Source organism: Paludisphaera mucosa, assembly GCF_029589435.1.
In the GTDB taxonomy this organism is placed as follows: Bacteria; Planctomycetota; Planctomycetia; order Isosphaerales; family Isosphaeraceae; genus Paludisphaera; species Paludisphaera mucosa.
Window position 1 is genome coordinate 5,241,499 of record NZ_JARRAG010000002.1, and the last position, 25,804, is coordinate 5,267,302.

Consider the following 25,804-nt stretch of genomic DNA (forward strand, 5'->3'; position numbering starts at 1 on the left):
CCTCGATCTTGCTCTGCGACCCCGGGCTTCGCCGGCGGCGTGCGGCCTCGGAAACACCCGAGAGGTGGCTCCCTCATCCGGCCTTCGTCCCCATCCCGTGGGGGTCAGCGCAGGCCCCCGGTCGCCAGCAGCGACTCGCCGGTGAGCCAGGTCGAGTCCTCGGAGGCGAGGAAGACGGCGAGGGGGGTGATGTCGTTGACCTGCCCGATGCGGCCGAGCGGGGTCTGGGCGATCATCGTCTTCTCCAGGTCCGAGCCCAGCATCCCGCCGGTGTGGGTCCCCTCGGTCTCGACCATGCCGGGGTTGATCGAATTGACGCGGATCTTCCGGGGCCCGAGCTCGCGCGCCAGCACGCCGGTGATCGCGTCGAGCGCGCCCTTGGTGCCGGTGTAGACCGTGGAGTACGCCGGCGTGATGCGGCTGACGCCGGAGCTGATGTTGATGATGCTCCCCCCCTCGCCGAGGTGCTTCACGGCCGCCTGCGTGGTGAGGATCGCGCCGAGGACGTTGATGTTGAAGAGCCTGTGGAACTGCTCCTCGGTGACCGCCTCGATCGCCGCGAATTCGTAGACGCCCGAGTTGTTGACGAGGACGTCGAGCCGGCCGTAATTCGTGATGGCCGCGTCGATGATCCCCTCGGCCTCCGCCTTTTTCGCGACGTCGCCCTGCACGGCCGTCGCCTTGCCGCCCGCGGCGGTGATCGCGGCGACGACGGCGTCCGCGCCCGCCTTGCTGGAGGCGTAGTTCACGACGACCGAGGCCCCCTCGGCGGCCAGCGCCCGGGCGATCCCGGCCCCGATCCCCTTCGACGCGCCCGTGACGACCGCCACCTTGCCCGTGAGCTTTTTCATGATCATATCCTATTATAGTTCCGCCTGGTGAAGGGAGCTCCCGCCGTTTTCGCAGCTTTCGACCGCCGGCGAAAGCAACCTGGTGTTTTTCGATGAACGTCTCGTTCACTCAAGGATCAAGAGCCGTGGGTAGTCCACGACAGGGACTTCCAGGTCGACGCTCGGGGGATCGCCCGCCAGGAGGCGCACCTCGGTCGTACGCCCGGCGACGGGGTCGAGCAATCGGGCCGAGCGGGGAGGCGAGGCGAAGCCGCGGATCGACAGGCGATAGCGCTCCTCGGCGAGGGATTGGTTCGCATCGTAGGTCGAGACGTAGACGGCGACGACGTGGCGGTTCGGGGTCGCCTGAAAGGGGAGGAATGCGAACACGTCTTGATGGCGCAGGGGCCTGGGGGCGTCGAATACGTTGTACGGGCCGTCGAGCGGGGCGACGGCGACCTGGAGGGCGTCGACCTTCGCGAGCGGCTCGCTCCCCTCGAAGGCCCGCGTCAGGTTGCGGAGGGCGCGCAGGGGAGGCGTGGCGACGGCGTCGAACGCGGCGTCGGCGGGGAGCTTCGCCAGGTCGGGCGGGAGCAGGCCGAATTCGAGCGGGTCGGCGTCGAACGCGCTGAAGTAGTGCAGGACGTCGACCCCCTTGTTCAGCCAGAGGCAGGACGAGCGCAGGACGCAGAGGGTCTTGAGCCGCCAGGCGGCGTCGACGTCGCGGACGCCGTTCTCCTGGGCGAGGACGCCGTGTTCGGTGATGTAGTGGAAGAACCGCGCGGTCTCGGGCGGGCGGCTGCGGCGGGCCTCGGGGTTCAGCAACCGCATCAGGCTCTCGGTCTTGGCGAAGGTGTGCGCCCAGCCCTCGGGGACGCGGAACTCGGCCGTCGGCGTGTGGCCGTCGACGTTGAACTCAGGGCGGTCGCGGTAGTCCTCGTCGTCCGGGAACCGCCGCGTGCCGGTGCCGTAGGGGTGGTAGCTCTGGCCGTCGATCCCCGGCGGCAGCTCCTCGACCTTGGTGTGGAAGAACGTCGTGTTCGAGAACCCCCAGATGCAGCGAGCCCCGGGGTGCTCGCGCCTCACCGCCGCGACCGTGCGCGCGGCCAGCTCCCAGCAGGGGCCGCCCGCGTGCAGCGCGTCCTTCGACGGCGAAGCGACGGGCCGCTCGTGATAATGCGCGACGTCGAGGAAGCGGGTTCCGAAGGTCAGCTCGTTCCAGATCTCCAGGTCGAACTCGGCGATCCCCGCGCGGCGGGCCTCGTCGGCGACGAGCCCGGCGTAGCGCGCCCAGCCGGCGGCGGTCTCGTCGAATTCCGGGGTCCCCACCGGATGGAGGGGCGGATGCTTCAGCGTCGTCAGGCGGAGCTCGTCGCCCCGCTTGAGAGGCTTCGGCAGCGGCTTGCTCAGCGTGCAGACGCCCGTGGCGGCGTCGAGCTTCACGATCAGGGCCTCGGCCGCCCAGTAGTCGGTCAGGTTGTTCAGGCCCGTGCGGCCGACGACGACGTCCGCGACGTCCTCGAAAACGACCTCGCGCGCGCCGGCGGGGGCGTCGGCCTTCAGTCGCTTGGCCAGGTCGCGATGAGGGCAGGGGACCCCTTGGTGGGCGTTGAGGAGGAAGGTCGGGCGGATGCCTCGGCGCCGGCACTGGCCCAGCAGCCAGCGGAGCCGGCCCGGGTCCTCCAGTCCCTGCTCGTCCCAGCGCACCGAGCCCCAGCCGACCTCGATGCGGAACGTCTTGAAGCCCGCCTCCGCCAGCAGCCGCACGGCCAGTTCGGACTCGCCGGGGACGTTGTAGTTGACCCCGATCCCGCGCAGGAACGCGTCGCCCGGCTTCGTCTCCAGGAACCCCCGCCAGGGGACCTTGACGAAGCTGTGCTTCGGCCAGGGGACGTCGAGCTGAGCGGGGTCGGCGTACGGCTCCTGGGCCGCCGCGAAGGGGTCGAGGACGAGCGTCAAGCTGAAGGCGACGCCGAGGCAGGTCGTGCGCATGATGGAGGCTCCGCGGTGGGAGTCGGAAGGACGTCCCGCCCGCGCGTCGAGATTATCCCGCGCGGCTCGGCCTCACAAGCGGCGGGTCCTCGTCCGGCTGGCGGCCGGTCTGCAGCGAGGCGATAATCCCACCAGTGAGAGGGAGGGAGTTGCAGAGCATGGACCGACGCCTGGTCACGATCAGCAAATATCTCTCGAAGCATCTTCGGCACGCCCCGCAAGAGATCGGGCTGACGCTCGACGACGAGGGCTGGGCGTCCGTCGACGCGCTGCTCGAAGCGTCGGCGAGGCGCGGGTTCCCGATCGCCTACGACGACCTGGTCGAGGTCGTGGAGACCAACGACAAGCGGCGGTTCGCCTTCGACGCGACGGGCGACCGCCTGCGGGCCGTGCAGGGGCACAGCATCGAGGTCGACCTGGGGCTGGAACGCCGCGAGCCCCCCGAGACGCTCTACCACGGCACCGTCGAACGCTTCCTGGCGTCGATCCTGGGGCAGGGCCTGGTCCGGGGGAGGCGGCATCACGTCCACCTGTCGAAGGACGTCGAGACCGCCCGCAAGGTCGGGGGCCGCCGGGGGCGGCCGGTGATCCTCGCGGTGGACGCCGGGCGGATGCACCGCGACGGCCGGGCGTTCTTCCTGTCCGAGAACGGCGTCTGGCTGGCCGACGCCGTTCCGCCCGAGTACCTGTCGAGGCTCGGATGACGGACTGACGAGGCGGAAACGACGACGCCCCGCGAGGGTGCGTCGCGGGGCGTCTCGGAGGCTTCGGATCGCGGCCGGCGGGGCTCAGCGCTTCTTCGCGGCCTTGCCGACGTTGGGGCCGTACTCCTTGGAGATGATCTCCTGCTGCTTCTTCTGGAGGTCCTCGATCTTCGAGGCGTCCATGGGCGGCGGCGGGGCCTCGCCGCCGCAGCCGGGGACGAGGGGGGCGAGCAGGATGGTCGCGGCCAGGCTGAGCAGGGCGGCCGAGAGGGGGCGGGTCTTCAAGTCAGGGGCTCCTGGGGCGTGGGGCTGGAGGGGCTTGGCCGGATCAATACGCGTCGGACGAGATGACCTCGCCGCCGGCGCGGGTGCTCAGGCCCATCCAGACCTGCTGGTCGACGGAGCTCTTGAACGCCTTGACGCTGCCGTCGCAGAGCGCGGCGTTGACGACGCCGGGGTGGTACGACGAGGCCGGCTTCATGATGTACCACCACGAGACGTCGTCCATGGTGACGCAGGTCTGGTTGGGGGTGCGGATCGAGTTGAACCAGCTCCGCCACATGCTCCCCTCGACCCACGGGTAGCCCTTGTTCCGCCAGCCGCCGCTCCAGGGGATCGGGCCCCGGGACCAGTCGACGGCGTTGGCCGCGGCCGTGGCCTGGGCGACGGTGGAGGTCTTGGTCAGGCCGCGGACTTCGTAGCAGTCGGAGACCCGGGTCCGCGCCGCGCCGGCGTTGAGCGGGCCGTTGGCGACCTCGGCCGAGAGCAGGGTGTTGCTGGCGCCGTCGGGGATCGAGGCGAACGTGATGTTGGTCCGGGCGAAGGGCTGGACGGCGCCGTCGTCGTCGTAGGTTCGGCCGAAGACGCCGTCCCAGCTCTGGGTGCGGGGCCACCAGGTGCCGGAGTTCCACGCGTAGTTCACCGCGTAGGTGTTCCAGCCGTCGCTGGAGCGTTCGGTGTAGACCTCGGAGGGGCAGTTGTAGCCCGCCACCCGGGCCTGCAGGACGGTCGTGTTCTCGGCGAGCGTCCAGAGCCAGCGGTTGTCGATGTTGGAGTTGAACGCCGAATAGAGGGCCGACTGCTCGACGTAGGGGAGCATCGCCACGTTCGCCGAGATGGCGCCGAAGCCCTCGCCCGGCGGGAACACGCCCCACGTGTCGTGGTAGTTGTGCATGCCCAGGCCGATCTGCTTCAGGTTGTTGACGCACTGGGCGCGGCGGGCCGCCTCGCGGGCCGACTGCACGGCGGGGAGCAGCAGGGCGATCAGGACCGCGATGATCGCGATGACCACCAGCAGCTCGATCAGGGTGAAGCCCGATCGATCTCGGGACGCGCGTCTCGGAATCGTGTTCAAGGGTCGCTCCGGGTTGGGGGACGTTTCGAGGGTGCGTGACGCGGTGGGCCGGCGCCGGCCGGGGCGCGTGCGATCGCCGCGGGCCGATCGTCGAGCGGTCCTGCTTGGTGAAGCGTTGGTGAAGCGGCGGATGAGGGCGTGACGACGTCCGGCGAGGTCGGACCGTCTTGCGTGGGTCGGCCTGGAATGACGACGAGGGTCGTCGGCCCGACGACGCAAGGGCCGTGCCATGATTAGGCGTTTCCGAATTGTATGGCCTAAGTCGCGGTGCGGGACGGCGATCCGTCGAGGCCCGGCGCGGCCGGCTGCGGGCAGGGCCGCCGCGAATGCCGCGTTCGCGGCGGCCCTGCCTAATATGAACTCATTAACGGATTAAGCTTGATGGTTTGGTTGTGTGGACATCGAAGGATGATTGTATCGTCGTATGATCGAGCGACCACGAAGGTCCGAGGGGGCGTGCCCGTCGTGGCCGGCCCGGCCGCTTTTTATGCGCCAAAGCGGCGGGCGAAACCTGACGTCCTGCAATCTCTTGCGGCTGCGAACACGAACAGATCGGCCGAATGGCGATAAATTAGTTGGAGCTGCGCCAGCATCTGCACTTTCCGAGATTGCATGAGCCTCAGGCCGCGAGCCGCAGGAGCCTGTCGGCGGCGGCCCGAATATCGGCGTCGGACGGGCCGGCCCGCAGGATCGCGAGGATCTCTTCGGCCAGGATCTCGCGTCGCCAGGCCCGGCGCTTGTCGGCGTGGCTGGGTCGGCGGGTCGGCGAGGCGGACAAAACACTGGCAGAGGGCGAGCGTCGGATGCGAGGATGACATCGGGGCCGGCTCCGCTCGGGGTGTCAGGCAGGTGTGGTGACCGCCATCGTCCCGGTCGGGCCGGCCCCCGTCTACTCGAAGCCCGCTGGCCAAGCGGTGGGGGAGTTCCGATGCTCGAGTGGGTAGGACCTGATGAAAGCGGGGTGCTCCGAGCCTACGACGATTCCGCCATGTACGTCATCTGGCGAGACGACTCGGGCCGCTTCGGCGTCGGCTACTTTCCGGCCCCCGGCCCCGAGTGCCTTTGGGATCGCTCGCTCGGAACGATCGATGATGCGATCGCCTCCGCCGCGAGGTGCGCCGAGCACGTCCGCCACATCCGTGAGCGTCCCGGGAGCCAAGCCGACGCCTGAACTGGCATCGCGCCGACCCCCGCCTCGCCCGAGACGCGTTCTCGCCAATCCCCTCGTAGCTACGGTGCATGACCGACTCGCCCAGGGCAGACGAAGTCGAGTACGAATGAATTAAGTTGCGGAAAGTGCAGCCAGCAGATGAGTAAAGTCATATCCCGGGTCTGGTTCGACCCCGCCGGTGATAGGTGCGGATCACCGAAAGAAGAAAAGCGGACCATGTAGCCTGCGTCCGTCAGGAGGCCGATGGGATGGTTCATGGAAGACGCCGCGTCGGATTCACCCTCATTGAAGTCCTCGTCGTCATCTCGATCATCGGCATCCTCTTGGCGTTGCTCATCCCGGCCGTCCAGGCGGCGCGGGACATGGCGAGACGGGCGTCTTGCTTGAACAACCTGAAGAACATCGGCGTCGCCATCCACAACCACGCATCGGCCCAGGGGACATTCCCGTCCGGCGGCCACGGCGGCCTGGACAACTCGCTCCTCGTCCAGATCCTCCCCTACGCGGAGCAGGCGGCCCTCTACAACTCGATCAACATGACCTTCGGGGCGCCGCCCTCGAACAACGGCACGGCCAGGATTATGCCGCCCGGCTTGTACCTCTGCCCTTCGGATGCGTCGCGAGCCTTCTCCTGGAGCGTCAACTACGCGGGAAACCTGGGCAGCCCTCGGTCCTGGGCGGCGAGTCCCGAGGATAGGGACGGCGGGGGGGCTTTCGTCGACAGGCCGCTGGCGCCCCGCGAGATCGCCGACGGGCTCAGCTCGACGGCGGGCGTGTCCGAATGGGTCACCGGCCCTCGGTCCATGGAGGAGAAGCGCGAGGATAAGTCGAAGTACCACTTGAGGAGGGTCTACTCGGACCCCGAGGCGGATCTCGACGCTTTCATCCGCGATTGCCGGGCCCTCGTCGACGTCGACCTTTCCGTCATGTACCCATCCAAGGGGCAGACGTGGACGATGGGTCCCGCCCTTGGGTCTACTTCGTATAATCATATAATGCCTCCTGGCGGACACTCCTGCGAAGCCTCGGTGGCTATGGATGCGTCCACCGCCGGGAGCTATCACGGCGCGACCAACCTCCTCTTCATGGACGGCAGCGTCCGCACCGTGAAGGAGACCATCGCCCCCCCGACCTGGCGGGCCGCCGGCACTCGCGCCGGCGACGAGTCGGGACTCGCGATCGACTGAATCCCGGCGACGCAGCTGGGCTTCGGCGCCGAGTCGATATCGCCCCGCTCGCGGCGGGGGCCGGCCGGGCGCGCGACGGGGCTGGCGGCGGGTCGGCGTCTTGCTTTAGAATCGCGGGCGAACGGTCGGCCGGGGGCGCCGCATCGCATCGGTCGCCGGCCGAGGTCGGTCGGGGAGGGAAGGCGGAGCGCCCCAGCCGGCCATCGAGTCGGGATCTTCGCACTCCATGAACAACCACCCGGTCGCCCGAATCTATCGAAGCGTCGCCTTCGGCCTCAGCTCCCTCCGCCTCATCCCCCACCTGATCCTCTGGCGGTTCAGCCCCAATCGCGACGTCATCATGCAGGACGTCCGCCGCTGGCGGGAGGCGTTCCTGGGCCACCTCTCCGTCGGCTCGGACGTCGAGGCGTTCCTGGTCCTGATGGCCAGCCTGCCCGAGTATCGCACCCTCTTCTACTTCCGCATCGGGTCCCTCGCGACGCCGGTGAAGTTCCTGTGCCCCGTGATGGAGTCGCTGATCCTGGTCTGCCCCAAGCTCGGGCCGGGCCTGATCATCCAGCACGGGATCGCGACCGTCATCGTGGCCGAGGAGATCGGGGCCAACTGCTGGATCAACCAGCAGGTGACGCTCGGCATCTCGGGCTCGCTCCCGGGCTTCCCCACCCTGGGCGACAACGTGCGCGTCAGCGTCGGCGCGAAGGTGCTCGGCGGGATCACGGTCGGCTCGAACTCCATGATCGGCGCCAACGCGGTGGTGATGAAGAACGTCCCCCCCAACGTGACGGTCGTGGGCGTGCCGGGCTACATCGTCCGTCGCGACGGCGTCCGGGTGAACGAACCGCTCTGACCCCGGCCCCCGCGCGGCCGGCCGAGATCGGCACGACGGTTGCCTCACGGATCGGAAACGCCGTCGCCGCAACGGGAAGCCGACCCCGTCGAGCCCGCACGATCAGGCCGAAACGGACCGGATCGCCCCCGCGATCGACGTTCGCGAGCGGCCGGAGGGGCTCTCCCGGGTCGTCTTCGCCGACCCCAACCCGGGAGGCCCCCATGCCGCTGAACGAGTACGAGGCGAAGCGCGACTTCCGCAAGACCCGCGAGCCGTCCGGGGCCGGCCGGCCGGGCTCGAAATCGAAGCCGCACGCCCGGCCGATCTTCGTCGTGCAGGAGCATCACGCCTCGCACCTGCACTACGACTTCCGGCTGGAGGCCGACGGCGTCCTCAAGAGCTGGGCCGTCCCCAAGGAGCCGACGCTCGACCCGTCGGTCAAGCGGCTGGCGGTCGAGGTGGAGGACCATCCGCTCGGCTACGCGACGTTCGCCGGCACGATCCCCCAGGGCCAGTACGGCGGCGGCACGGTCGCCATCTGGGACCACGGGACCTACGACGACCTCTCGGCCGAGAAGTCCGTCTCGGCCGCCATCGCCGCCGGCCGCCTGGAATTCGCCCTCCACGGCGGGAAGCTCAACGGCAGGTTCGCCCTGGTCCGCATGCGCGCCCGGGGCCGCGGCAAGCCGCAGTGGCTCCTCATCAAGATGAAGGACGAGTTCGCCGCGACCCCCTCGGCCGTCGCGGAGCCGAAGGGGGTCCCGACTCCGAAGCCGAAAGCCAAGGCCGCCGCGAGCCGCAAGAACACGGGAGCGCCGGCGGCCTCGATCGAGCTGACGCATCCCGACAAGGTCCTGTACCCCGAGGCGGGCCTGACGAAGTCCGAAGTCTTCGAATATTACCGGAAGGTCGCCGGCCGACTCCTGCCGTTCCTGAAGGACCGGCCGATCACGCTGGAGCGGCTGCCCGACGGCCTGGCCGGGCCCGACGCCCCCCACTTCTGGCAGAAGGACGCGCCCGACTATTACCCCGACTGGGTCCCTCGCGTCGCGCTGGAGACGGAGCGCGGCAAGACCGTGCATTACGTCCTGGTGAACGACGAGCCGACGCTCCTCTACCTGGTCAATCAGGGGACGCTGACGTTCCACGTCTGGGCCTCGAGGACGGCGGACCTCGACCGGCCCGACTTCGTCCTGTTCGACCTGGACCCGGGCGCGGCGAGCTTCGACGACGTCGTCGCCGTCGCCCTGGCCGTGCGCGACGAGCTGAAGGCGGAGGGGCGCGACGCCTTCGTGAAGACGTCGGGCAAGTCGGGGCTGCACGTCTTGCTCCCGTGGACTGGCGAGGGGGGCTACGACGAGGCGCGCGCGTGGGCGTCGGCCGTCGCCGGCCGCGTCGCCGCCGCGATGCCCGACCGGGCGACGACCGACATCCGCAAGGCGAAGCGCGGGGGCCGCGTCTACATCGACGTGATGCAGAACGCCCGCGGCCATCACGCCGTCCCGCCCTACGTCCTGCGGGCGATCCCAGGGGCCACGGCCTCCACCCCGCTCGACTGGCGCGAGGTCAAGCCGGGCCTCAATCCGGCCGCGTTCACGAGCAAGGCCGTCCTGGCCCGGCTCGCCCGCCGCAAGACCGACCCGCTGGCCGGGCTGCTGGCGACCTTCGGCTGAGGGCGCATCGATGGCCGTCTACGTCGGGACCTCGGGCTGGAGCTACGACCACTGGGTCGACGTGCTCTATCCCCGGGGGGCGTCGAGCCTGGAGCGACTCGACGCCTACGCCCGGCGGTTCCGCACCGTCGAGGTGAACAACACCTTCTACCGCTGGCCCAAAGACGACGTCTTCCAGACCTGGCGCGACCGCCTGCCCGAGGGCTTCGTGCTCGCCGCCAAGGCCTCGCGCGGGCTGACGCAGTTCCGCAAGCTCAACGACCCGGGGCCGTGGCTCGACCGCATGGAGGCCGGCCTGCAACGGCTGGAGGAGAAACGCGGGCCCCTCCTCTACCAGCTCCCGCCCCATTTCCCCCGCGACCTCGACCGGCTCGACCGCTTCCTCGCCGAGGTCCCGTCCGTCCAACGTCCGGCGGTCGAATTCCGCCATCCCACCTGGGACGTCGAGGAGGCCTTCGCCGTCCTCGAACGCCATGGCGCCGCGTATTGCGTGACCAGCGGCGCGAACCTGCCGTGCGTCCTCCGCGCGACGGCCGACCTCGTCTACGTCCGCCTCCACGGCCCCGACCACCAGCGCCTGTACGCCGGCTCGTACGCCGAGGTCGACCTCCGCTGGTGGGCCGACCGGATCGGCGAGTGGCGGAACCAAAAACGCGACGTCTTCGTCTACTTCAACAACGACGGACACGGCCACGCCGTCCGCAACGCCCTCCGCCTCCGCGAGCTGGTCGCCGAGTGATCGGAGCGAAGGGCCCGCCGCGGCTGCTCGGGCCACGATATCGTCACATGTGGCGACGGCCGTCGCGCGCCGCGAATCCGGCGGCTTCCTCTCGTCCCCGGCTGGTCCGGGAAAGGCGTTGATTCCATGCGCGCGAGTCTCGTCTTCGTCGCGGCGGCCGCGGCCGCCTGGACCGCAGCGGCTTCTCGGGCCGATGAGCCGCCCCTCCAGGCTGCGGCGGGGGGACTCAGGGCCGTCGCGGTGGCCGTCGTCGACGACGCGAGCGGCGAGCCGATCCGCTCGTTCCGGTACCAGGCGCGGTACGAGGCCCCCGGACGCGACGGCCCGCGCGACCGCGACGCGTGGACGGCGGTCGAGTCCCCCGCCGGGACCTTCGAGGTCCAGGCGCCCCCCGCCTGTCGACTGACGCTCGAAATCAAGTCGCCCGACTACATCACCGACGACTTCGGACGCCACGAGTTCCTGATCCGCTCGGACGAGGAGCCCAGGCGCGTCGTCGCCCGGCTGCGTCGGGGCATGGTGGTCAGGGGGACCGTCCGCGATTCTCGGAGCCTGCGGCCGATCGCCGGGGCGGAAGTCGCCGCGTACCGCTTCAGGCTGATGGGGGCCTACAAAGGGGATCCCGTCGAGACCGACGTCGACGGCCGCTACGAGCTGCGCGGGATCGATCCCGAGCAGAGCATCGAAGCGTCTCACCCCGACTACGAGGACGACCCGGCGTTCCCCGACGACCCGAAGGCCGGCCCGAACCGCGATTTCTTGCTGAAGCGAATTGTGAAGGTCGCGATCACGGTCGTCGACGCCGCCGGCAGGCCGATCGAAGGGGTGACGGCCAACCTCGACCGCGATAACCCATCCGCGACGGACAAGGACGGGAAGCTCCTGGTCGCCCGGCGGCCCGCCGAGCTCCACGCGCTGACCTTCCGCAAGGAAGGGTACATCGACAGGAAGCTCGAATTCGAAGAGGCCGAGCGCGAGCTGGCGCGGCCCGAGGGTCCCGTCGTGGTGATGGAGCCCACGATCGCCTTCGCGGGCCGGGTCGTGGAGCCCGACGGCCGGCCCGTCGCGGCGTTCGCCGTGGCCGCCGGCTCGGACGAACGGTCGTCGTCGTGGGACAACGTCCGTCGCGACGTCGCGGATCCCGAAGGCCGTTTCCGCCTGGGCCTCTCGAAGGAGGGGAAGACCTGGGTCTGCATCGACGCCGTGGGATTCGCCCCGTGGGAAGGCTGGGCGGACGTCCGGCGCGGCGGCGGGCCGATCGAGGTCCGGCTCTCGCCGGGCGTCGTCGTGTCGGGCCGGGTCGCGGCGCCCGAGGCGCTGATGAGCCGCATCCGGGCGCAGCTCGTCCCGCGGCGCCATGAACGGTCCTCCGACGAACGCCTCGACGAGCCGCCCTCCGACGTCCTCCCCCCCCGAGAACTGACGCCGGCCGACGACGGCGCGATCCGCTTCGAACACGTCCGGCCCGATCGCTACCGACTCGTCCTCGAAGGCCGCGGGGTCCCCAGGACGGTCCGGGTCCTTGACGTCTCGGAGGCCGGCCTCGACGCCGGGGCCTTGCCGATCGACGCCCCCGCGGCGACCGGCCGCATCGAGGGCCGCGTCTGGCGACCGCAGGACCACGGCGGGGAGCCCTGGCCGTTCGCCGAGGGGAGAGTCCGGCCGTCGGGCGTCCGGGATTTCGACGAGGAAGAAAGCCGCACCATCGCGGTTCGGACCGATGAAAACGGTCGCTTCTCCGTCGACCGCGTGCCCGTCGGGCTCGTCGAGGTCGGAATCCCTTACCAGATGGGCTGTGTCATCTATGAACATACCTGGTCGGCCCTCGTCGTCGAGGGGCGGACGACGACCGTCCGGGTGCTCAAGCCCGAGGCCGGCCGGGAGTTCGCCCTGGCGTTCGCGATCGGCGACGGCTCGCAGGCCCAGTACGAGTCGGGGACCGGGCTGGGCGCGGCGCGGAAGGTGGACGACGTCACGGTCAACTCGCGTGCGCTGGCGGACGCGGAAGGGGCGGCTCCGGAGCCGAGGACGCCGTCGTTCCTGGTCGACCTGACCCCCCTCGAGAAGCTCCCGCTCGCGTTCAAGCGGAGCGGCTGGAACGACCTCGACGATCGGCGGCGGATCGTGCTGCCGGACGTCGCCCCCGGCGCGTATCGGCTGCGGCTTTTCGAATGGCTCGGCTCGCGCGGCCTCGACGGCGGCCCCGTCGTCGATCGCGAGGTCGTCGTCCCGCCCGAGGGGCTCGGCGAGGTCCGGATCCCGCTGGGCGCCGGCTGCATCACGGGCAAGATCCCCGCGCCGGAGGGGGGCTCCGGCCGGTTCGTCGAGGTGTCCGCGCTGGCGAAGGGGAGCCGCACGCCGCGGCGCGCCCAATGCGACTTTGACGGCAACTTCTGCGTCCGCCACCTGGCGCCGGGGGACTACTCGCTGTTCTTCCAGGACCCGAATTCGGGCTTCCGCAGGGTGGACGACGTGAAGGTGCCGGCCGGCGTGATCGACGTGGGGGAGCTGACGACGACGCCCGGGGCGACGATCTTCGGCGAGATCCGCTTCGCCCGGCCCTCGCGCGTCCCCGACGAAATCGTCGCGACCGACCCGTCGGGCGTCACGGTCCGCCGGCCGTTCTCGCGCTCGTCGAGCTTCGACCGCATCGAGGTCGTCGGCCTCTGGCCGGGGCGCTGGACCGTCTCGGCCCGGAGCGGCGAGGTGGTCCTCGCCTCCGGCGAGATCGACGTCGAGGGGACCGGGGCGTTCCCCATGACCCTGACGGTGGGCGCCGACCCGAACCCCTGACGACGAGCCGTCGATCGCGACGACGCCGGCGGCATCCCCGAAGACAACCGTCTTGACGCACGGGTCCGCGACAGGCGATGATATTGAGAGTCAATTGAGACTGAATCTCAATTGCAAAACCATCGCGGACGCCGGGATCGGGGCGGGGCCTGGAATCACGGGGACGGCAGCCATGAATCAAGGCGGGGACGTTTTGCGGCGTTGCTTCGAGCTGGCGGGGGCGGGCCAGCTCGACGAGGCGGGGGACCTGGCGGAGTTGTCGCTGGACGTCGAGGCCGACAACGGGTTGCTCTGGCGGTTCGTGGGCGTGCTGCGGCACCGCTGCGGCGACTACACCGGCGCGCGCGATGCGCTGGAGACGGCGCAGGCGCTGGTGCCGTTCGACCCCACGACGAGCTGCCTGCTGGCCGAGAGCCTGGCGAGGACGGGCCACCCCGGGCCGGCGCGCGAGGTGTACGAGGCCCTCGTGGGCGACGACCGCTGCCCCGACAAGCTGCTGCCGGCGATCGCGGCGGGGCTCGGCTACCTGTCCGAGTTCAGCCTGGCGCTCGACGTCTGCGTCGAGCTGATCCGCCGCCGCCCCGAGCACGCCGAGGCCCATTTCGGCGCGGCGTTCTATCTGCGACGGCTGGGCCGGCCCCCGGCGACGGCGCTGGCGTTCGTCGCCCGGGCCCACGAGCTGGCCCCGGACGTGGAGCTGTACCGGATCTCGCTCGCCACCCTGCTGGACCACGCCGGGCGTCGCGACGAGGCCTACGAGCTGCTCCGCGGGATCGACCTCGACGGCGTCTCGTGCCGCTGCTGCCTGCGGCGGATGACCACCATCTTCCTCGCCGCCGGCGATTCGACCCGCGGCGAGACCTGCCGCCGGAAGACCGGCGACGACCCCGAAGACTGCTGACGAAAGCGAGCCTCTGATGTCGGAATCCACCGTCCATTCCTGCGACGTGATCGACCTGCTGGCCGGCGCGGCCGTCCCCGCCGAGGGCCGTCGGGTCGAGACCCTGGCGAAGACCGACGCCTTCGAGCTGAAGCGCCTGTCGCTGGCGAAGGGGGCCGCGATCCCCGAGCATCACGCCCCGGGCGCGATCACCGTGCAGTGCCTGGTCGGCCGCGTCGCCTTCACGGCCGGCGGGACCACCCACGACCTGCGGGCCGGGAGCCTGATCCACCTGGCCCCGCGCGAGCCGCACGCGCTGGTCGGCGAGGAGGATTCCGTCGTCCTCGTCACCAAGCTCGCGGCCCCGGCCGGCTCCTGAGCCGAAGTCCGCTCAGCCCTCCGCGAGCCGCCGCCGGTGCTCGCGCTCGGTGATCACGTCGCGAGGGGAGTCGAGGCGGTCGAGGAAGACCAGGCCGTGGAGGTGGTCGTCCTCGTGCTGGAAGATCCGGGCGACGAAGTCCTCGAGCTTGCGGACGATGTGGTCGCCTTGCAGGTCCTGGTAGCGGACGACGATCCAGCGGTTGCGGGGGACCTCGGCGCGGATCCCGGGGATGCTCAGGCAGCCTTCCCAGCCCTTCTCGCGCTCGTCCGAACGCTCCACGATCTCGGGGTTGATCGCCACGATCGGCGTCTCCTCGATTGCGTCGGGATAGCGCGGATTCGGCCGGGGCGCGACGATGAAGATCCGGAGCGATCGATAGACCTGGGGCGCGGCGATCCCCACGCCGTCGGCCTCGCGCATCGTCGCCAGCATGTCGTCGACCAGCGTGCGGACCTCGTCCGACAGCGGGAACGCGACCGCCTCGGCCGGCGTCCGGAGCGCGGGATGTCCTAGCTGCGCGATCTGCCTGAGCACGGCCATTTGTCGTCGTCCCTCGCGAGGCGGGATGGGTCGAGTTCGTCGTTCCTGGGATGATCCCCCGCCGCCCCGCCGGGCACAAGGCGATTCGCCGCGCGACGGGCGGCGTGGTATCCTCGTCGAGGGGGCGACCGGCGAAGGATCCTGTGTGGGACGCCATCGACGAGGGGCCGATGCAAGACGCGCAATCCGACGACGTCCAGGCCAGCTACGATCTGGTCGCCGAGGAATACGTCGCCCGGATTTTCGGCGAGCTGGAGCACAAGCCCCTCGATCGCGAGCTGCTGGACCGATTCGCCGCGCGAGTGCGGGGCCTCGGGCCCGTCTGCGACCTGGGCTGCGGGCCGGGACACGTGGCTCGCCATCTCCACGAGCAAGGGGGGCAAGTCTTCGGAGTCGACCTGTCGCACGCCATGGTCGAGGCCGCCCGGAGGCTGAATCCGGAGGTCGAGTTCCTCCAGGGCGACATGCGCTCGCTGCCCATCGAGGATGGGGCGCTCGGCGGGGTCGCGGCGTTCTATTCGATCATCCACATCCCCAGGCCCGAGGTCGTCGCGGTGCTCGGCGAGGTCGGGCGGGTCCTCAGGCCGGGGGGCCTGCTGTTCCTGGCCTTCCACATCGGCGACGACCACGTCCGCCTGGACGAGTGGTGGGGGCGTCCGGTCTCGGTCGACTTCCACTTCTTCCAGGCCGAGGAGATGAGGGGCCTCCTCAAGGAGGCCGGCTTCGAGGTCATGGAGAGCGTCGAGCGCGAGCCGTATCCCGACGTGGAACACCCCAGCCGGCGGGCCTACCTCCTCGCCGAGAAGCCGCGGGCGACGGGCGGATCGGGAACGAAATCCGGCCCGGTCGACGCGCCCTAGTCGCCTCGCCGACCGGACGCCGAGGGCGATCCACGATTCGCCGACGATCTCGCCAATTTCGCCGATTCCTCGCCGAACGAACCTATCATTGATGGGACGGCGTCGTTGTTGCGGCCGCTGGACGAGTGGGTACGCAGACGACCGGAGCGGAGACGATCGACCTCATGCGCATCGACAACGACCCCAAGCTGGACTTCGACGACGTCCTGATCCGCCCCAAGCGGTCCGAGGCCCCCAGCCGGGCGTCGGTGGAGCTGGAGCGGGAGTATCGCTTCCTCAACGGCGGAGGCGTCTGGAAAGGGGTCCCGATCGTCGCGGCGAACATGGACACCGTCGGCACCTTCGCCATGTCCGAGGCGATCGGCCCGCCGATGCTCACGTGCCTCCACAAGTACTACCCCGAGGACGCGCTCGTCGATTTCTTCCGCGAAGAGGCCCACTCCGACTCGACGTTCTTCACCATCGGGCTCAACGACGCGGAGTTCGACAAGCTCGTCGCCGTGAAGAAGAAGGCCGACGTGCGGATGGTCTGCGTCGACGCGGCCAACGGTTACACCAAGTTCTTCGTCGAGCGCGTGAAGCGGGTGCGCGACGCCTTCCCGACGATGACGATCCTGGCGGGGAACGTCGCCACGCCGGATATGGTCCAGGAGTTGCTGATCTCTGGGGCGGCCGACGTGGTGAAGATCGGGATCGGGCCGGGGAGCGTCTGCACGACCCGGCGGACGACGGGCGTCGGCTATCCCCAGCTCTCGGCGATCATCGAGTGCGCCGACGCCGCCCACGGGCTCCGCGGGCACGTCTGCGCCGACGGCGGCTGCCGCTTCCCCGGCGACGTCGTCAAGGCGTTCGCCGCCGGGGCCGACTTCGTGATGCTCGGCGGCATGCTCGCCGGGCACGACGAATGCGAGGGGGAGTGGGTCATGGACGAGGGCCGACGCGTCGCGCTGAGGTTCTACGGGATGTCCAGCCAGGAAGCCCTCGACAAGTACGCGGGCGGCCGGCGCGACTACCGAGCCTGCGAGGGCCGCGCCGTCTCCGTCCCCTACAAGGGCCCCGTCCTCGACACCATGCAGGAAGTCACCGGCGGGATCCGCAGCGCCTGCGCCTATGTGGGCGCGACCCGGCTCAAGGACCTGTCGAAATGCACCACCTTCGTCATCTGCCAGCGGCCCCACGGCAGCATGTTCGCCTGAGGGGTCGTGGACGGATGTACAAATCCAGGAGATCCCCATAGAATCGATCGGAAGGATTCCCACTCGATTCCCACGGGCCGAACGCTCCATGAACCATACATCGCTGAAGGGCCAACTCCTGATCGCCGCGCCCAAGGTCGAATCGGCGATCTTCGCCAGGTCGGTCGTGCTGATCCTGGAGCACGACGAGGAGAAGGGCGCCAAGGGGATCATTTTGAACCTCCCCACGAGCGCCACCATGACCGACCTCGCCGGCAAGCTGTTCGACGAGGGCTTCGCCTGGGACAAGCCGCTGCACCTGGGCGGCCCCGTCGCCGGGCCCCTGCTCGTGCTGCACACCCGCCCCAAGATGGCCGACCTGGAGATTGTCTCGGGCGTGTACGTGGCGCTCGACGCCACCAAGTCGCAACACCTGATCACCCAGGAGATCGAGCCCTCGCTCATCATCGCCAACTTCTCCGGCTGGGCCCCCGGCCAGCTGGAGCGCGAGCTGGAGGACGACGTCTGGATCGTCGCCCCGGCCGACACCCGGCGCATCTTCGGCGGGCTCGACCAGGACCTGTGGTGGGACACCACCCGCGACATCCGCGCCGAGACCCTCCGCAAGATGCTGCGCCTGCGGCATCAGCCCGTGGACGCCAGTCTGAATTAGCGTCCGCCTTCCCGTCCTCAGCCGTTCGGAGGTATCCTCCTGGGGGCGTCGGGCGCGAGCCTTGACGCCGGGGGGAGGAATCGAGGCGCGTCCGGCCAGGCCCGACGCGCGTCTCCGTCGCCTTGGAGGCCCGCAAACGTGTCGATCTGGGGTGGGAAAGCGAGGCGGCCGAACTGGGGCGAGTGCCCGAACCGCATCGCGGTGATCGGTGCGGGGTTCGGCGGCCTGGCGGCGATCCAGGGGCTGAAGAAGGCCCCCGCGTGCGTCTCGGTGATCGATCGCCAGAATCACCACCTGTTCCAGCCCTTGCTGTACCAGGTGGCGACGGCCTCGCTGAACCCCAGCGACATCGCCGCGCCCATCCGCCGGGTCGTCCGCTCGCAGACGAACACCGAGATCCTGCTGGCCGACGTGACGGCGATCGACGTGGACCGCCGGGTGGTCGTGCTGGCCGACGGCGAGGTCCCCTACCATTACCTGGTCCTGGCGGCGGGCGCGACGCACTCGTACTTCGGCCATCCCGAGTGGGAAGAGCACGCGCCGGGTCTGAAGTCGGTGGTCGACGCCCTGGAGATCCGCCGTCGCGTGCTGCTGGCGTTCGAGGTGGCCGAGCGCGAGACCGACGAGGCCCTCCGACAGGAGTGGCTGACGTTCGTGCTGGTCGGCGGCGGGCCGACGGGCGTGGAACTGGCCGGGACGCTCCGCGACGTCGCCCGGATGACCCTGGCGAAGGACTTCGCGCACATCGACCCGTCGACGGCCCGGGTCATCCTGATCGAGGGCTCGCCGCGGGTCCTGGCCGCGTACGACCCCAAGCTCTCCGAGAGCGCCAAGCGGCAGCTCGAAGACCTGGGGGTCGAGGTCCGCACCGGGCTGCACGTCACGCACATCGACGGCTGCGGGGTCATGATCGGCGACGAGCGGATCCCCGCCCGGACCGTCCTCTGGGCGGCGGGCGTGGCGGCGTCGCCGCTGGGGAAGACGCTGGGGGTCCCGCTCGACCGCGCCGGGCGGATCATGGTCCAGCCCGACCTGTCGATCCCCGGCCATCCCGAGGTCTTCGTGGTCGGCGACCTCGCGCACCTGGACCAGGACGGCCAGCCGATCCCGGGGGTGGCGCCGGCCGCCACGCAGATGGGCAAACACACCGCGAAGAACATCCTCCGCGCGCTGGCCGGCAAGCCCTCGCTGCCGTTCCGCTACGTCGACAAGGGGTCGATGGCGACGATCGGTCGCGGTGCGGCGGTGGCCCAGGTCGGCCGCCTGAGGATCTCGGGCCGGCTCGCCTGGCTGATGTGGCTGTTCGTGCACATCCTCTTCCTGGTCGGCTTCCGCAACCGGATGTTGGTGATCATCCAGTGGGCCTGGTCGTACCTCAGCTACGACCGCGGCGCCCGCCTCATCACCGGCCGCGCCGAGGGCCCCCTCGTCCACGGCCTGACCGACGAGCGCCTGCCCGCGACGACCCAGGCCGAGGCGATCCCGAGCTGAGCGGGGCCGTCTTACTCTTCTCCCCCCGGGAGAAGCTGGCTCGCAGGGCCGGATGAGGGTCGCGGCGCTTCGAAGCGGCCTGCGCTCCCAGTACACCAAACTCCCTCCGGACTCAGACGACCTTCATACGCCTCTTCGAGGCACCTTCTCCCGTGGGGAGAAGGAATCTTCAGTGCGAGTCGTCGAGGAGCGACCGGGCTTCCTCGACGCCCAGGCTGAGGGCGGCTTCGGCGTCCGCCCGCGCCGCGGGGAGATCGCCCAGGGCGCGACGCGCGAGCGCCAGGTTGTGGCGGAACTTCCCGAGGGTCTCGCGGTCGGGGCGGGCGTGCACGCCGCGTTCGAAGTCGGCGACGGCCTCGTCAAGGCGGCCGGCCTTGTACGAGAGGATGCCGCGGTTCAGGCGGGCGGGAGCGAGGTCGGGGTCGAGTTCCAGGGCGCGCGAGTAGTCGCGGAAGGCCCGGTCGTCCTGGCCCATGGCCTCGTGCGCCAGGCCGCGGTGGAAGGGGCAGGAGGCGGCCTCGGGCGCGAGCGCCGCGCAGGTGTGGAAGGCGGCCGTCGCGGCCTCGAAATCGCCGAGCCGGAAGGCGCAGATTCCCGCGTAGAAGTTAGGCCAGAAGTCCTGGGGCCTCAGGTCGAGCGCCCGGTCGAAGGCCTGCGCGGCCTCGGCGATGCGGCCCGATCGGAGCAGATAACGGCCCCGGTCGTCGTGCTCCCACGCCGTATTCGGCGGCCGGGACTCATCCGGGGTCCCCGCGATCCGCGCCCGTCTGGCGTCGAGCGCGAAACTCGCGCCGAAATCCGCCTCGGCCTCGTCGAGCAGCTTTGCAGCGTCTCGCCGCCCCTCGTCGCCGGCCCCGGGCCTGGTCGCCAGGTCGATCCGGACGGCCGCCAGCTCGATCAGGTCGGTGCGGATCCGCGCCTCGGCGGTGGGGGGGAGGGGCGGGCCGGCGCGGGCGAGGAGCTGCCCGCGGCGGTCCCAGATCTCGCGGCAGGCCCGTTCGAGCGACTGCGCCTCGGCGCGGTCGGGAAGTTCGACGCCGTGGCGGAACCGGACGGTGTCGGCCAGCGCGTGGACGTCCCCGGCGAGGCGGCTCCGCCGGGCGAGGCCGATCTGGGCTTCGAGGGCGTCCTTGAGCGCCCCGACGGCCGGGAGCGATCGGGCCTGCTCCAGCCCGCCGCCGAAGAGCTGCAAGGCCTCGTCGAAGCGACCGGCGGCGAGGTCGCGTCGGCCGTTTTCGAGGGCCGTGCGAATGCTCTCGACGCGCTGGGCGTAGACGGCGAGGGCGGCCCCGCCGGCGACCGCCAGCGCGAGCAGCGTGGTCGCGACGGCGATCCCCCAGGCGAAGGCGCCGGGGTGCCGCCGCCGCCACTTCCGCCAGCGTTCGATCGGGTCGCGGTTGCGGACCCCCCGCAGCGGCAGGTCGTCGAGCTGGCGGCGGAGGTCGTCGGCCAGCGTCGCCGCGTCGCCGTAGCGGTCGCGGGGGGCGGGGGCGAGGCACTTCCGCACGACGTCCGCCAGGGCGACGCCCACCCAGGCGGGGCGGCGGAACCGCGAGGCGTCCGGCCCGGGATCCTCGACGCCGAGCGCCATGCGGAGCAGCAGGCCGAGGGCGTAGATGTCGGCGCGGCCGTCGACGTCGGCCGGGGCGGGGCGGCCCGAGGCGATCGCGGCCATCGCCGCCTCCTGCTCGGGCGCCATCCATCCCGGCGTCCCGCCCAGCCGGCCCGCGAGCCGCTCCCCGGCCCGGATCGGCGCGCGGGCCAGGTGGAAGTCCAGGAGCATCGGCTGGCCGTCGGCCGCGATCAGCACGTTCGACGGCTTGAGGTCCATGTGGACGATCCCCCGCGCGTGGGCGTACTCCAGCGCGTCGGCCAGGCAGGCGGCGATCCAGGCGACCACGTCCACGTACGACGCCCCCTCCAGCCCGCGCCGGAACGGGCCCGCGGCCGGGGGCGGCCCGAGGATCGTCCGGGGGAGCCGGTCCAGGATCCGCAGGACTTCCGCGCCCGAACGTCGCCCGGGAGGCGTCTCGGCCAGGTCCGTCAGGACCTGCGCCAGGCTCGCGCCGCCCAGGTACGGCATGCAGAGCACTCGCAGGCCCCGCTCGGGGATCGTCTGCTCGGAGAAGAGCGGGACGATGTGCGTGTGGCGGAGCTGCGCCAGGGCCAGGTGCTCGTCCTGGTCGTCCGAGACCACCTTGACCACCACCGGCCGGTCGGCGAGCGTCGGGTCGGTGGCCAGGAAGGTCCGCCCCGAGGCCCCCCGGCCCAATTCCTCCAACAGCACGAAGGAGCCTAGCGACTCGCCCGCCTCGGGCAGGTCCGCGCCGAGGGCCGGGCCCGACGAGCGGATCAGCCGGTCGCAGGCGAAGAGGTCGCGCAGCTCGTCGCCCCAGCGAGGGTGGCGGCGGACGACTTCCGAGGTGTCGACCTCCAGGCCGGCCTCGCGGCGGAGGGCGACCTCCTCGTAGATCAGGCGGACGGCCGCCTCGGCGTCGAGCTCGGGGTGGCGTTCGAGCACCTCCGCGGCCGAGATCGGCTCGCCGCGATCCCAGGCGGCGGCCATCGCCGCGACCTGTCGCGAGACCCAGCCGCCTCCCGACGCGCCTTCGGCCATGCCCGGGCCCTCCTCGGTCAATCGACCTCGCCCGAGGCGACGGTCCGCCGGGCGACCGAGAGCCGCCGGGCCAGGTCGTAGAGGATGCGGCGGACGCTCCCCTCGTGCAGGCCGGATCGGGTCGCGATCTCGGCGAGCCGGAGCCCGTCCCGGCGCAGGCGGACGATCTCGCGGTGCGAGGGCGGGCAGGCCTGCAGGATCCGCTCCCAGAACTCGCGGCCCTGGGCCTCCTGGCTGGGCCGGGGCAGGGGGGACTGGGGATGGTCCCGCGGCTCGGTGTCGGCCAGCGATTGCTCGCGGCCCAGGGCGTGGCGGTGCTTCCGGCAGCGGTCGGCGATCCGCCGCGCGGCGATCCGCCGCAGGAAGGCGAGCAGCTGGCCGCGGCCGGCGAAACGCCAGCCGCCGTTGCGGACCCCGGCCACGAAGTCGACGAAGACCGACTGGACGATGTCGCCCGAATCGACCTTGGGCCGCAGCCCCCGGCTCAGCCGCCGCCGCACCACGATCCGCATGTACGGCTCGTAGGCGAGGAAGACCCGCTCGACGGCCTCCGGGTCGCCCTCGTTCAGCCGTTCGATCCAGCGATCCAGGGACTCGTCGCTCATGGCGTCTCCCTCGACGGGCGAGGCGTTCAGGAAAGGCCGCGGAGCGAGGAGAACCGCGACCCCCGGGCGATCGTCGGCCCGGGCTGCGACGTCCGCCCGCGCCACCTGCGGGCCGCCTCGAAGGCCGCCAGCCCGGCGGCGATCGGGACGATCATCGGCAGCCGGCTCGACTCCACCGCGATCGGCGCGCCGAGGTCCTCGATCCGCCCCAGGATCCGCGCGACCACGAGGTCGACCGCCGCCCCGTCGAGCGGCAGGAACCTCGTGAAGATCCCCGAACCCAGCGGCGCCGTCGCCGGCTCGTCGGCCGCCGGCCCGGCGGGGGCCGCCTCGCCCGGGGGGATTTTCGTGGTCCCCGACGCGACCGCGATCGACTCGGCCGCGTTCAGGTTCGAGACGTCCGCCGCGGCGGACGTCCCCACCAGAGGCCTCAGCCCCTCGCGGTCGGTCGCGGCCGCCTGCAAGGGCTTCGCCGGCCCCTGGGGTCCGACCATCCCGATCGAAGCGACCAGGCCGGTCCAGCCCCCGCCGGGCATCACGACGTTCGGCGGCGTCGGGTTCGGGACGACCATCGCGGCGATCGGAAGCGAAGCGGTCGCGACCGGGGCGGGCGTCGAGGTCCCGGCCGGGCCGCCCGCGTCCGACGGCGCCGGGCCGGCCTGCGAGGGACCCGACGCCGCCGGGCCGAGCGTGGCGAAGGCGGAATCCTGCGAACGGTTCGGAGTCGCCAGGGAGCCGCCGGCCGACGCATCCGGGCTCGACGTCGCGGGCGGCGGCGCAGGGCGGGAGTTGTGGCCGCCGTCGCCCGGTGCCCCCTGGAAAGACCCGGGGCCGTCGAATCCGAATCCGAAATGGAATCCCGCCCCGAAGCCGGCCGGCTGCATGCCGCCCCCGCGCCGACCGAACGGGGCCCGGCCGATCTCGGCGTCGCGCGCGGCCGGCGGTGGGCCGATGTCCATGCCGTGGACCTGGCTGAGGAGGAGCCTCCTCTCCAGCGGCAGGAGCGCCGGTGCGAAGCGGCCGGGAGGACGAAGAGCACTCCGCATCGACGGCTTCTCCCTCACGAACGATCGGGTTCCGGGCGTGACCGGTCGCGGCGACTGGAAGACGGGACGGGGTCCCGGCGATCTGGGAGGGACGGCGCCCCATATCCCGAACGAACGATCTCGGACCCTGTGACGAAAACGCGCCGGCCGGCGTCTGCATCCTAGTTTAGAGCCTCGGCCCGGCCTTGCGGAAATTTTTCCCCGATTTCGCCCCGGCCGCCGCGCGCGCTTCGCCGGGTCGGGCGGGATTCCTTCTCGGGCGGCGGAGGCCGGGCCTCGCCGCAACCCCATCGAGGAACCGCCCTGAGGTCGTCGAGCACGCCGACGGAACGAGAGGGACGCTCTCAGCCACATATCCCACTCCAATCCGGAGAGACATCATGAGCCGTTCGAAGGACCTCCTGCATCGCCTGATCCCCGCATGGGCCCGGAACGCCCCCTCGAAGACGCCGCGCCAGGTCCGGCGGCTCCGACCCGAGCTGGACGGCCTGGAGGGGCGACTGGTCCTCTCGCGGTTCGGCTCGCTCGCCGGCCAGGCGATGTCCTCCCGCGTGGCGATGTTCCAGCGCGCCGGCGGCGGCCAGACGGGCGGCGGCGCGGGCGGGGCGGTGTTCGCCGGCCATCATGGCGGCGGAGGCGGCGGCGGGAGCGTCGCTCGGGACAGCCAGCTCGCGGCGGACCTCAAGACGTACCAGGCCGCGGCGACGTCCCTCCTCCGCGGGTCGGCCGTCACCGACGCCCAGCGCGTCGCGCTGCACGACGCCTTCGGCGCGGTGCAGACCGCCGGCGTCACGTACGACAAGGCCGCGCTGGCGACGGTGGCCGACAACGTCTTGACCGCCCTCGCCGACACCGACGCCGCGACGACGCCCGAATCCTACCGGGCCGATTTCGTCGCCGCGTTCACCGGCTCGGGCGCCGACGGCGCGCTGACGACCGACGAGCTGGCCCTGGTCAACACGGCCTTCGACGCCTTCGTGACGGTCGCCGACAACCTCGACGCCGACTCGACCGAGCTGAGCGCCTTGACCACGGCCCGCGCCGCGATCACCGCCGACTACACCCGGCTGGGCATCACCGGCGCCGCTCCGACCAGCCTCGAACTGATCCTCGGCGGTCCGGGCGGCGGCGGCCCCCGCAGCTTCTGCTGACCGGCGCCGTCCGGGGACCAGGCGGGCCGTCGGACCCGGAGCCACGGAGGACTCCCCCGACGGCCCCGTCACCCGAGGTCCTCAAGCGGAAACGCACGGCCCGAAGGGCCGGATGAGGGGAGACGCACCAAGAAGCTCTCGCATGATCGGCCCATCTCCGATCCTGATCTCGGCGCCTCCGCCCCCCTTGAGGACCCAGCCCCGCCGACGCATGGCGGCGGTAGAAGCCGGTCGGTCGACGTCGTCCGGCCGGCTTCCCCCTGGCGACCAGGTTTCGTGTTTTCGCCCGCCTCACGCGAGGCCGCATCCGGGATGACGGGTTTGATGCCGTCGTCAGGCGAACTCGCCCGGCGTGAGCATCGGCGATTCGATGGTCGACGGCCCGCCGCCGTGCGCGGGCGCCTGCGGGAGGGGAGCGGCGGAAGGGCGGTCTCGCAACGGGTAGGCGAGCTGGCCGATCAGCGAGTCCGGCAGCTTCGCCTTGATCCCGTAGGCTTCGGGCCAATCGCCGGGGAGGTGCCGGGTCCCGAAGAGCCAGTCGATCCAGGGCAGGGCGGCGGCGTAGTTGCGGTTGATGGGGCCGTTCCGGGTGTGATGCCAGTGGTGGAACGCGGGCGTCGCGACGAGCCATTCCAGCGGCCCGAACCGCCAGCGCACGTTGGCGTGGACGAAGAACCCCCACATCGTGCTGACGAGCGTGGCCAGCACGGGGGCCAGGCTGCCGGCGGCGCCGGTCGGGCCCCCCAGGCCGAGGACGTAGATCGGGGTCAGGCTGCAGAACCGGCCGAACACCATGTCGACCGGATGGGCGCGGGTGTTGACCAGGAAGTCGATCTCCTCGGCGGAATGATGGATCGCGTGGAACTTCCACAGGAACGGGATCTGGTGGCTCCAGCGATGGCCCCAGTAGTATCCGAGGTCGCCCAGGACGATCGCGGCCAGCACCCGCGCCCAGGTCGGCAGCGCGGCGGCCGTCGCCAGGATCCCGCCCGGGACGAGGTTGTGCGCGACCCACGCCAGCAGCGCCGTCGGCACGCTCAGGAGCGAGGCGGGGAGCAGGCTGCTCAGGAAGTAATAGGCCAGGTCGACGCCGATCCCCCGGCGCAGGAACT

22 protein-coding genes are annotated in these 25,804 nt (G+C 71.1%); 13 read left to right on the top strand and 9 right to left on the bottom strand.

Translation table 11 applies throughout. From position 1 onward, the window contains the following. Positions 1 to 104: 104 nt before the first annotated feature. Positions 105 to 851 (bottom strand): glucose 1-dehydrogenase, encoded by a 747-nt coding sequence (locus PZE19_RS30175; protein WP_277864321.1) that lies wholly within the window; start codon positions 849 to 851, stop codon positions 105 to 107. 105 nt (positions 852 to 956) lie between these two features. Then, a complete protein-coding gene (locus tag PZE19_RS30180; protein WP_277864322.1) occupies positions 957 to 2,822 on the bottom strand; it encodes a hypothetical protein in 1,866 nt (621 codons plus the stop codon). Positions 2,823 to 2,980: 158 nt separating this feature from the next. Between PZE19_RS30180 and PZE19_RS30185 the strand changes: the two genes are divergently transcribed. After that, complete coding sequence (locus tag PZE19_RS30185; protein WP_277864323.1) at positions 2,981 to 3,526, top strand: RNA 2'-phosphotransferase; 546 nt, start codon at positions 2,981 to 2,983, stop codon at positions 3,524 to 3,526. Between the two features lie 84 nt (positions 3,527 to 3,610). Here the strand turns inward: PZE19_RS30185 and PZE19_RS30190 are convergent, their stop codons facing one another. Together PZE19_RS30190 and PZE19_RS30195 are read right to left on the bottom strand one after the other, a co-directional pair. Continuing rightward, on the bottom strand, positions 3,611 to 3,811 hold the full coding sequence (locus PZE19_RS30190; protein ID WP_277864324.1) for a hypothetical protein: 201 nt from the start codon (positions 3,809 to 3,811) through the stop codon (positions 3,611 to 3,613). 43 nt (positions 3,812 to 3,854) lie between these two features. Next, positions 3,855 to 4,880 (bottom strand): DUF1559 domain-containing protein, encoded by a 1,026-nt coding sequence (locus PZE19_RS30195; protein ID WP_277864325.1) that lies wholly within the window; start codon positions 4,878 to 4,880, stop codon positions 3,855 to 3,857. A gap of 1,419 nt (positions 4,881 to 6,299) precedes the next feature. On the opposite strand from PZE19_RS30195, the gene PZE19_RS30200 reads away from it, so the two are divergent. The 7 genes from PZE19_RS30200 (at position 6,300) to PZE19_RS30230 (ending at position 14,531) form a co-directional block, all read left to right on the top strand. Beyond that, positions 6,300 to 7,238 (top strand): DUF1559 family PulG-like putative transporter, encoded by a 939-nt coding sequence (locus PZE19_RS30200; RefSeq protein ID WP_277864326.1) that lies wholly within the window; start codon positions 6,300 to 6,302, stop codon positions 7,236 to 7,238. Between the two features lie 226 nt (positions 7,239 to 7,464). After that, positions 7,465 to 8,085 carry a serine O-acetyltransferase gene (locus PZE19_RS30205; RefSeq protein WP_277864327.1) on the top strand — a complete coding sequence of 207 codons (621 nt, stop codon included), beginning with the start codon at positions 7,465 to 7,467 and terminating at the stop codon, positions 8,083 to 8,085. 203 nt (positions 8,086 to 8,288) lie between these two features. Continuing rightward, complete coding sequence (gene ligD / locus PZE19_RS30210) at positions 8,289 to 9,740, top strand: non-homologous end-joining DNA ligase (RefSeq protein ID WP_277864328.1); 1,452 nt, start codon at positions 8,289 to 8,291, stop codon at positions 9,738 to 9,740. A gap of 10 nt (positions 9,741 to 9,750) precedes the next feature. Further along, positions 9,751 to 10,479 carry a DUF72 domain-containing protein gene (locus PZE19_RS30215; RefSeq protein WP_277864329.1) on the top strand — a complete coding sequence of 243 codons (729 nt, stop codon included), beginning with the start codon at positions 9,751 to 9,753 and terminating at the stop codon, positions 10,477 to 10,479. 126 nt (positions 10,480 to 10,605) lie between these two features. Beyond that, complete coding sequence (locus PZE19_RS30220) at positions 10,606 to 13,272, top strand: carboxypeptidase-like regulatory domain-containing protein (RefSeq protein ID WP_277864330.1); 2,667 nt, start codon at positions 10,606 to 10,608, stop codon at positions 13,270 to 13,272. A 172-nt stretch (positions 13,273 to 13,444) separates the two neighbouring features. Continuing rightward, on the top strand, positions 13,445 to 14,173 hold the full coding sequence (locus PZE19_RS30225; protein WP_277864331.1) for a tetratricopeptide repeat protein: 729 nt from the start codon (positions 13,445 to 13,447) through the stop codon (positions 14,171 to 14,173). Between the two features lie 16 nt (positions 14,174 to 14,189). Beyond that, complete coding sequence (locus tag PZE19_RS30230) at positions 14,190 to 14,531, top strand: cupin domain-containing protein (protein ID WP_277864332.1); 342 nt, start codon at positions 14,190 to 14,192, stop codon at positions 14,529 to 14,531. Between the two features lie 12 nt (positions 14,532 to 14,543). Here PZE19_RS30230 and def read toward each other — a convergent pair whose 3' ends face one another. Further along, positions 14,544 to 15,074, bottom strand: a complete 531-nt coding sequence (def, locus tag PZE19_RS30235) for a peptide deformylase (protein ID WP_277864333.1) — start codon at positions 15,072 to 15,074, stop codon at positions 14,544 to 14,546. Positions 15,075 to 15,244: 170 nt separating this feature from the next. On the opposite strand from def, the gene PZE19_RS30240 reads away from it, so the two are divergent. From PZE19_RS30240 to PZE19_RS30255, 4 genes are all read left to right on the top strand, one after another. Beyond that, positions 15,245 to 15,934, top strand: a complete 690-nt coding sequence (locus PZE19_RS30240; protein ID WP_277864334.1) for a class I SAM-dependent methyltransferase — start codon at positions 15,245 to 15,247, stop codon at positions 15,932 to 15,934. Positions 15,935 to 16,098: 164 nt separating this feature from the next. Further along, positions 16,099 to 17,130, top strand: coding sequence for a GMP reductase (locus tag PZE19_RS30245; protein ID WP_277864335.1), 1,032 nt, complete (start codon positions 16,099 to 16,101; stop codon positions 17,128 to 17,130). A gap of 88 nt (positions 17,131 to 17,218) precedes the next feature. Beyond that, on the top strand, positions 17,219 to 17,782 hold the full coding sequence (locus tag PZE19_RS30250) for a YqgE/AlgH family protein (RefSeq protein WP_277864336.1): 564 nt from the start codon (positions 17,219 to 17,221) through the stop codon (positions 17,780 to 17,782). 138 nt (positions 17,783 to 17,920) lie between these two features. After that, entirely contained in the window at positions 17,921 to 19,273 is a 1,353-nt protein-coding gene (locus PZE19_RS30255; protein WP_277864337.1) for an NAD(P)/FAD-dependent oxidoreductase, read from the top strand. 169 nt (positions 19,274 to 19,442) lie between these two features. Here the strand turns inward: PZE19_RS30255 and PZE19_RS30260 are convergent, their stop codons facing one another. The 3 genes from PZE19_RS30260 to PZE19_RS30270 are packed head-to-tail and all read right to left on the bottom strand — an operon-like array spanning position 19,443 to position 23,541. After that, positions 19,443 to 21,890 (bottom strand): protein kinase domain-containing protein, encoded by a 2,448-nt coding sequence (locus tag PZE19_RS30260; protein ID WP_277864338.1) that lies wholly within the window; start codon positions 21,888 to 21,890, stop codon positions 19,443 to 19,445. Between the two features lie 17 nt (positions 21,891 to 21,907). Next, the gene (locus tag PZE19_RS30265; protein WP_277864339.1) at positions 21,908 to 22,495 is read right to left on the bottom strand and encodes an RNA polymerase sigma factor; all 588 of its coding nucleotides are present in this window, start codon (positions 22,493 to 22,495) and stop codon (positions 21,908 to 21,910) included. A 26-nt stretch (positions 22,496 to 22,521) separates the two neighbouring features. Further along, on the bottom strand, positions 22,522 to 23,541 hold the full coding sequence (locus PZE19_RS30270; protein ID WP_277864340.1) for a hypothetical protein: 1,020 nt from the start codon (positions 23,539 to 23,541) through the stop codon (positions 22,522 to 22,524). A gap of 380 nt (positions 23,542 to 23,921) precedes the next feature. On the opposite strand from PZE19_RS30270, the gene PZE19_RS30275 reads away from it, so the two are divergent. Continuing rightward, positions 23,922 to 24,692 carry a hypothetical protein gene (locus tag PZE19_RS30275; RefSeq protein ID WP_277864341.1) on the top strand — a complete coding sequence of 257 codons (771 nt, stop codon included), beginning with the start codon at positions 23,922 to 23,924 and terminating at the stop codon, positions 24,690 to 24,692. Between the two features lie 333 nt (positions 24,693 to 25,025). Here PZE19_RS30275 and PZE19_RS30280 read toward each other — a convergent pair. Continuing rightward, positions 25,026 to 25,804: sterol desaturase family protein (locus tag PZE19_RS30280; RefSeq protein ID WP_277864342.1), on the bottom strand; the 779-nt coding region annotated here is incomplete at its 5' end.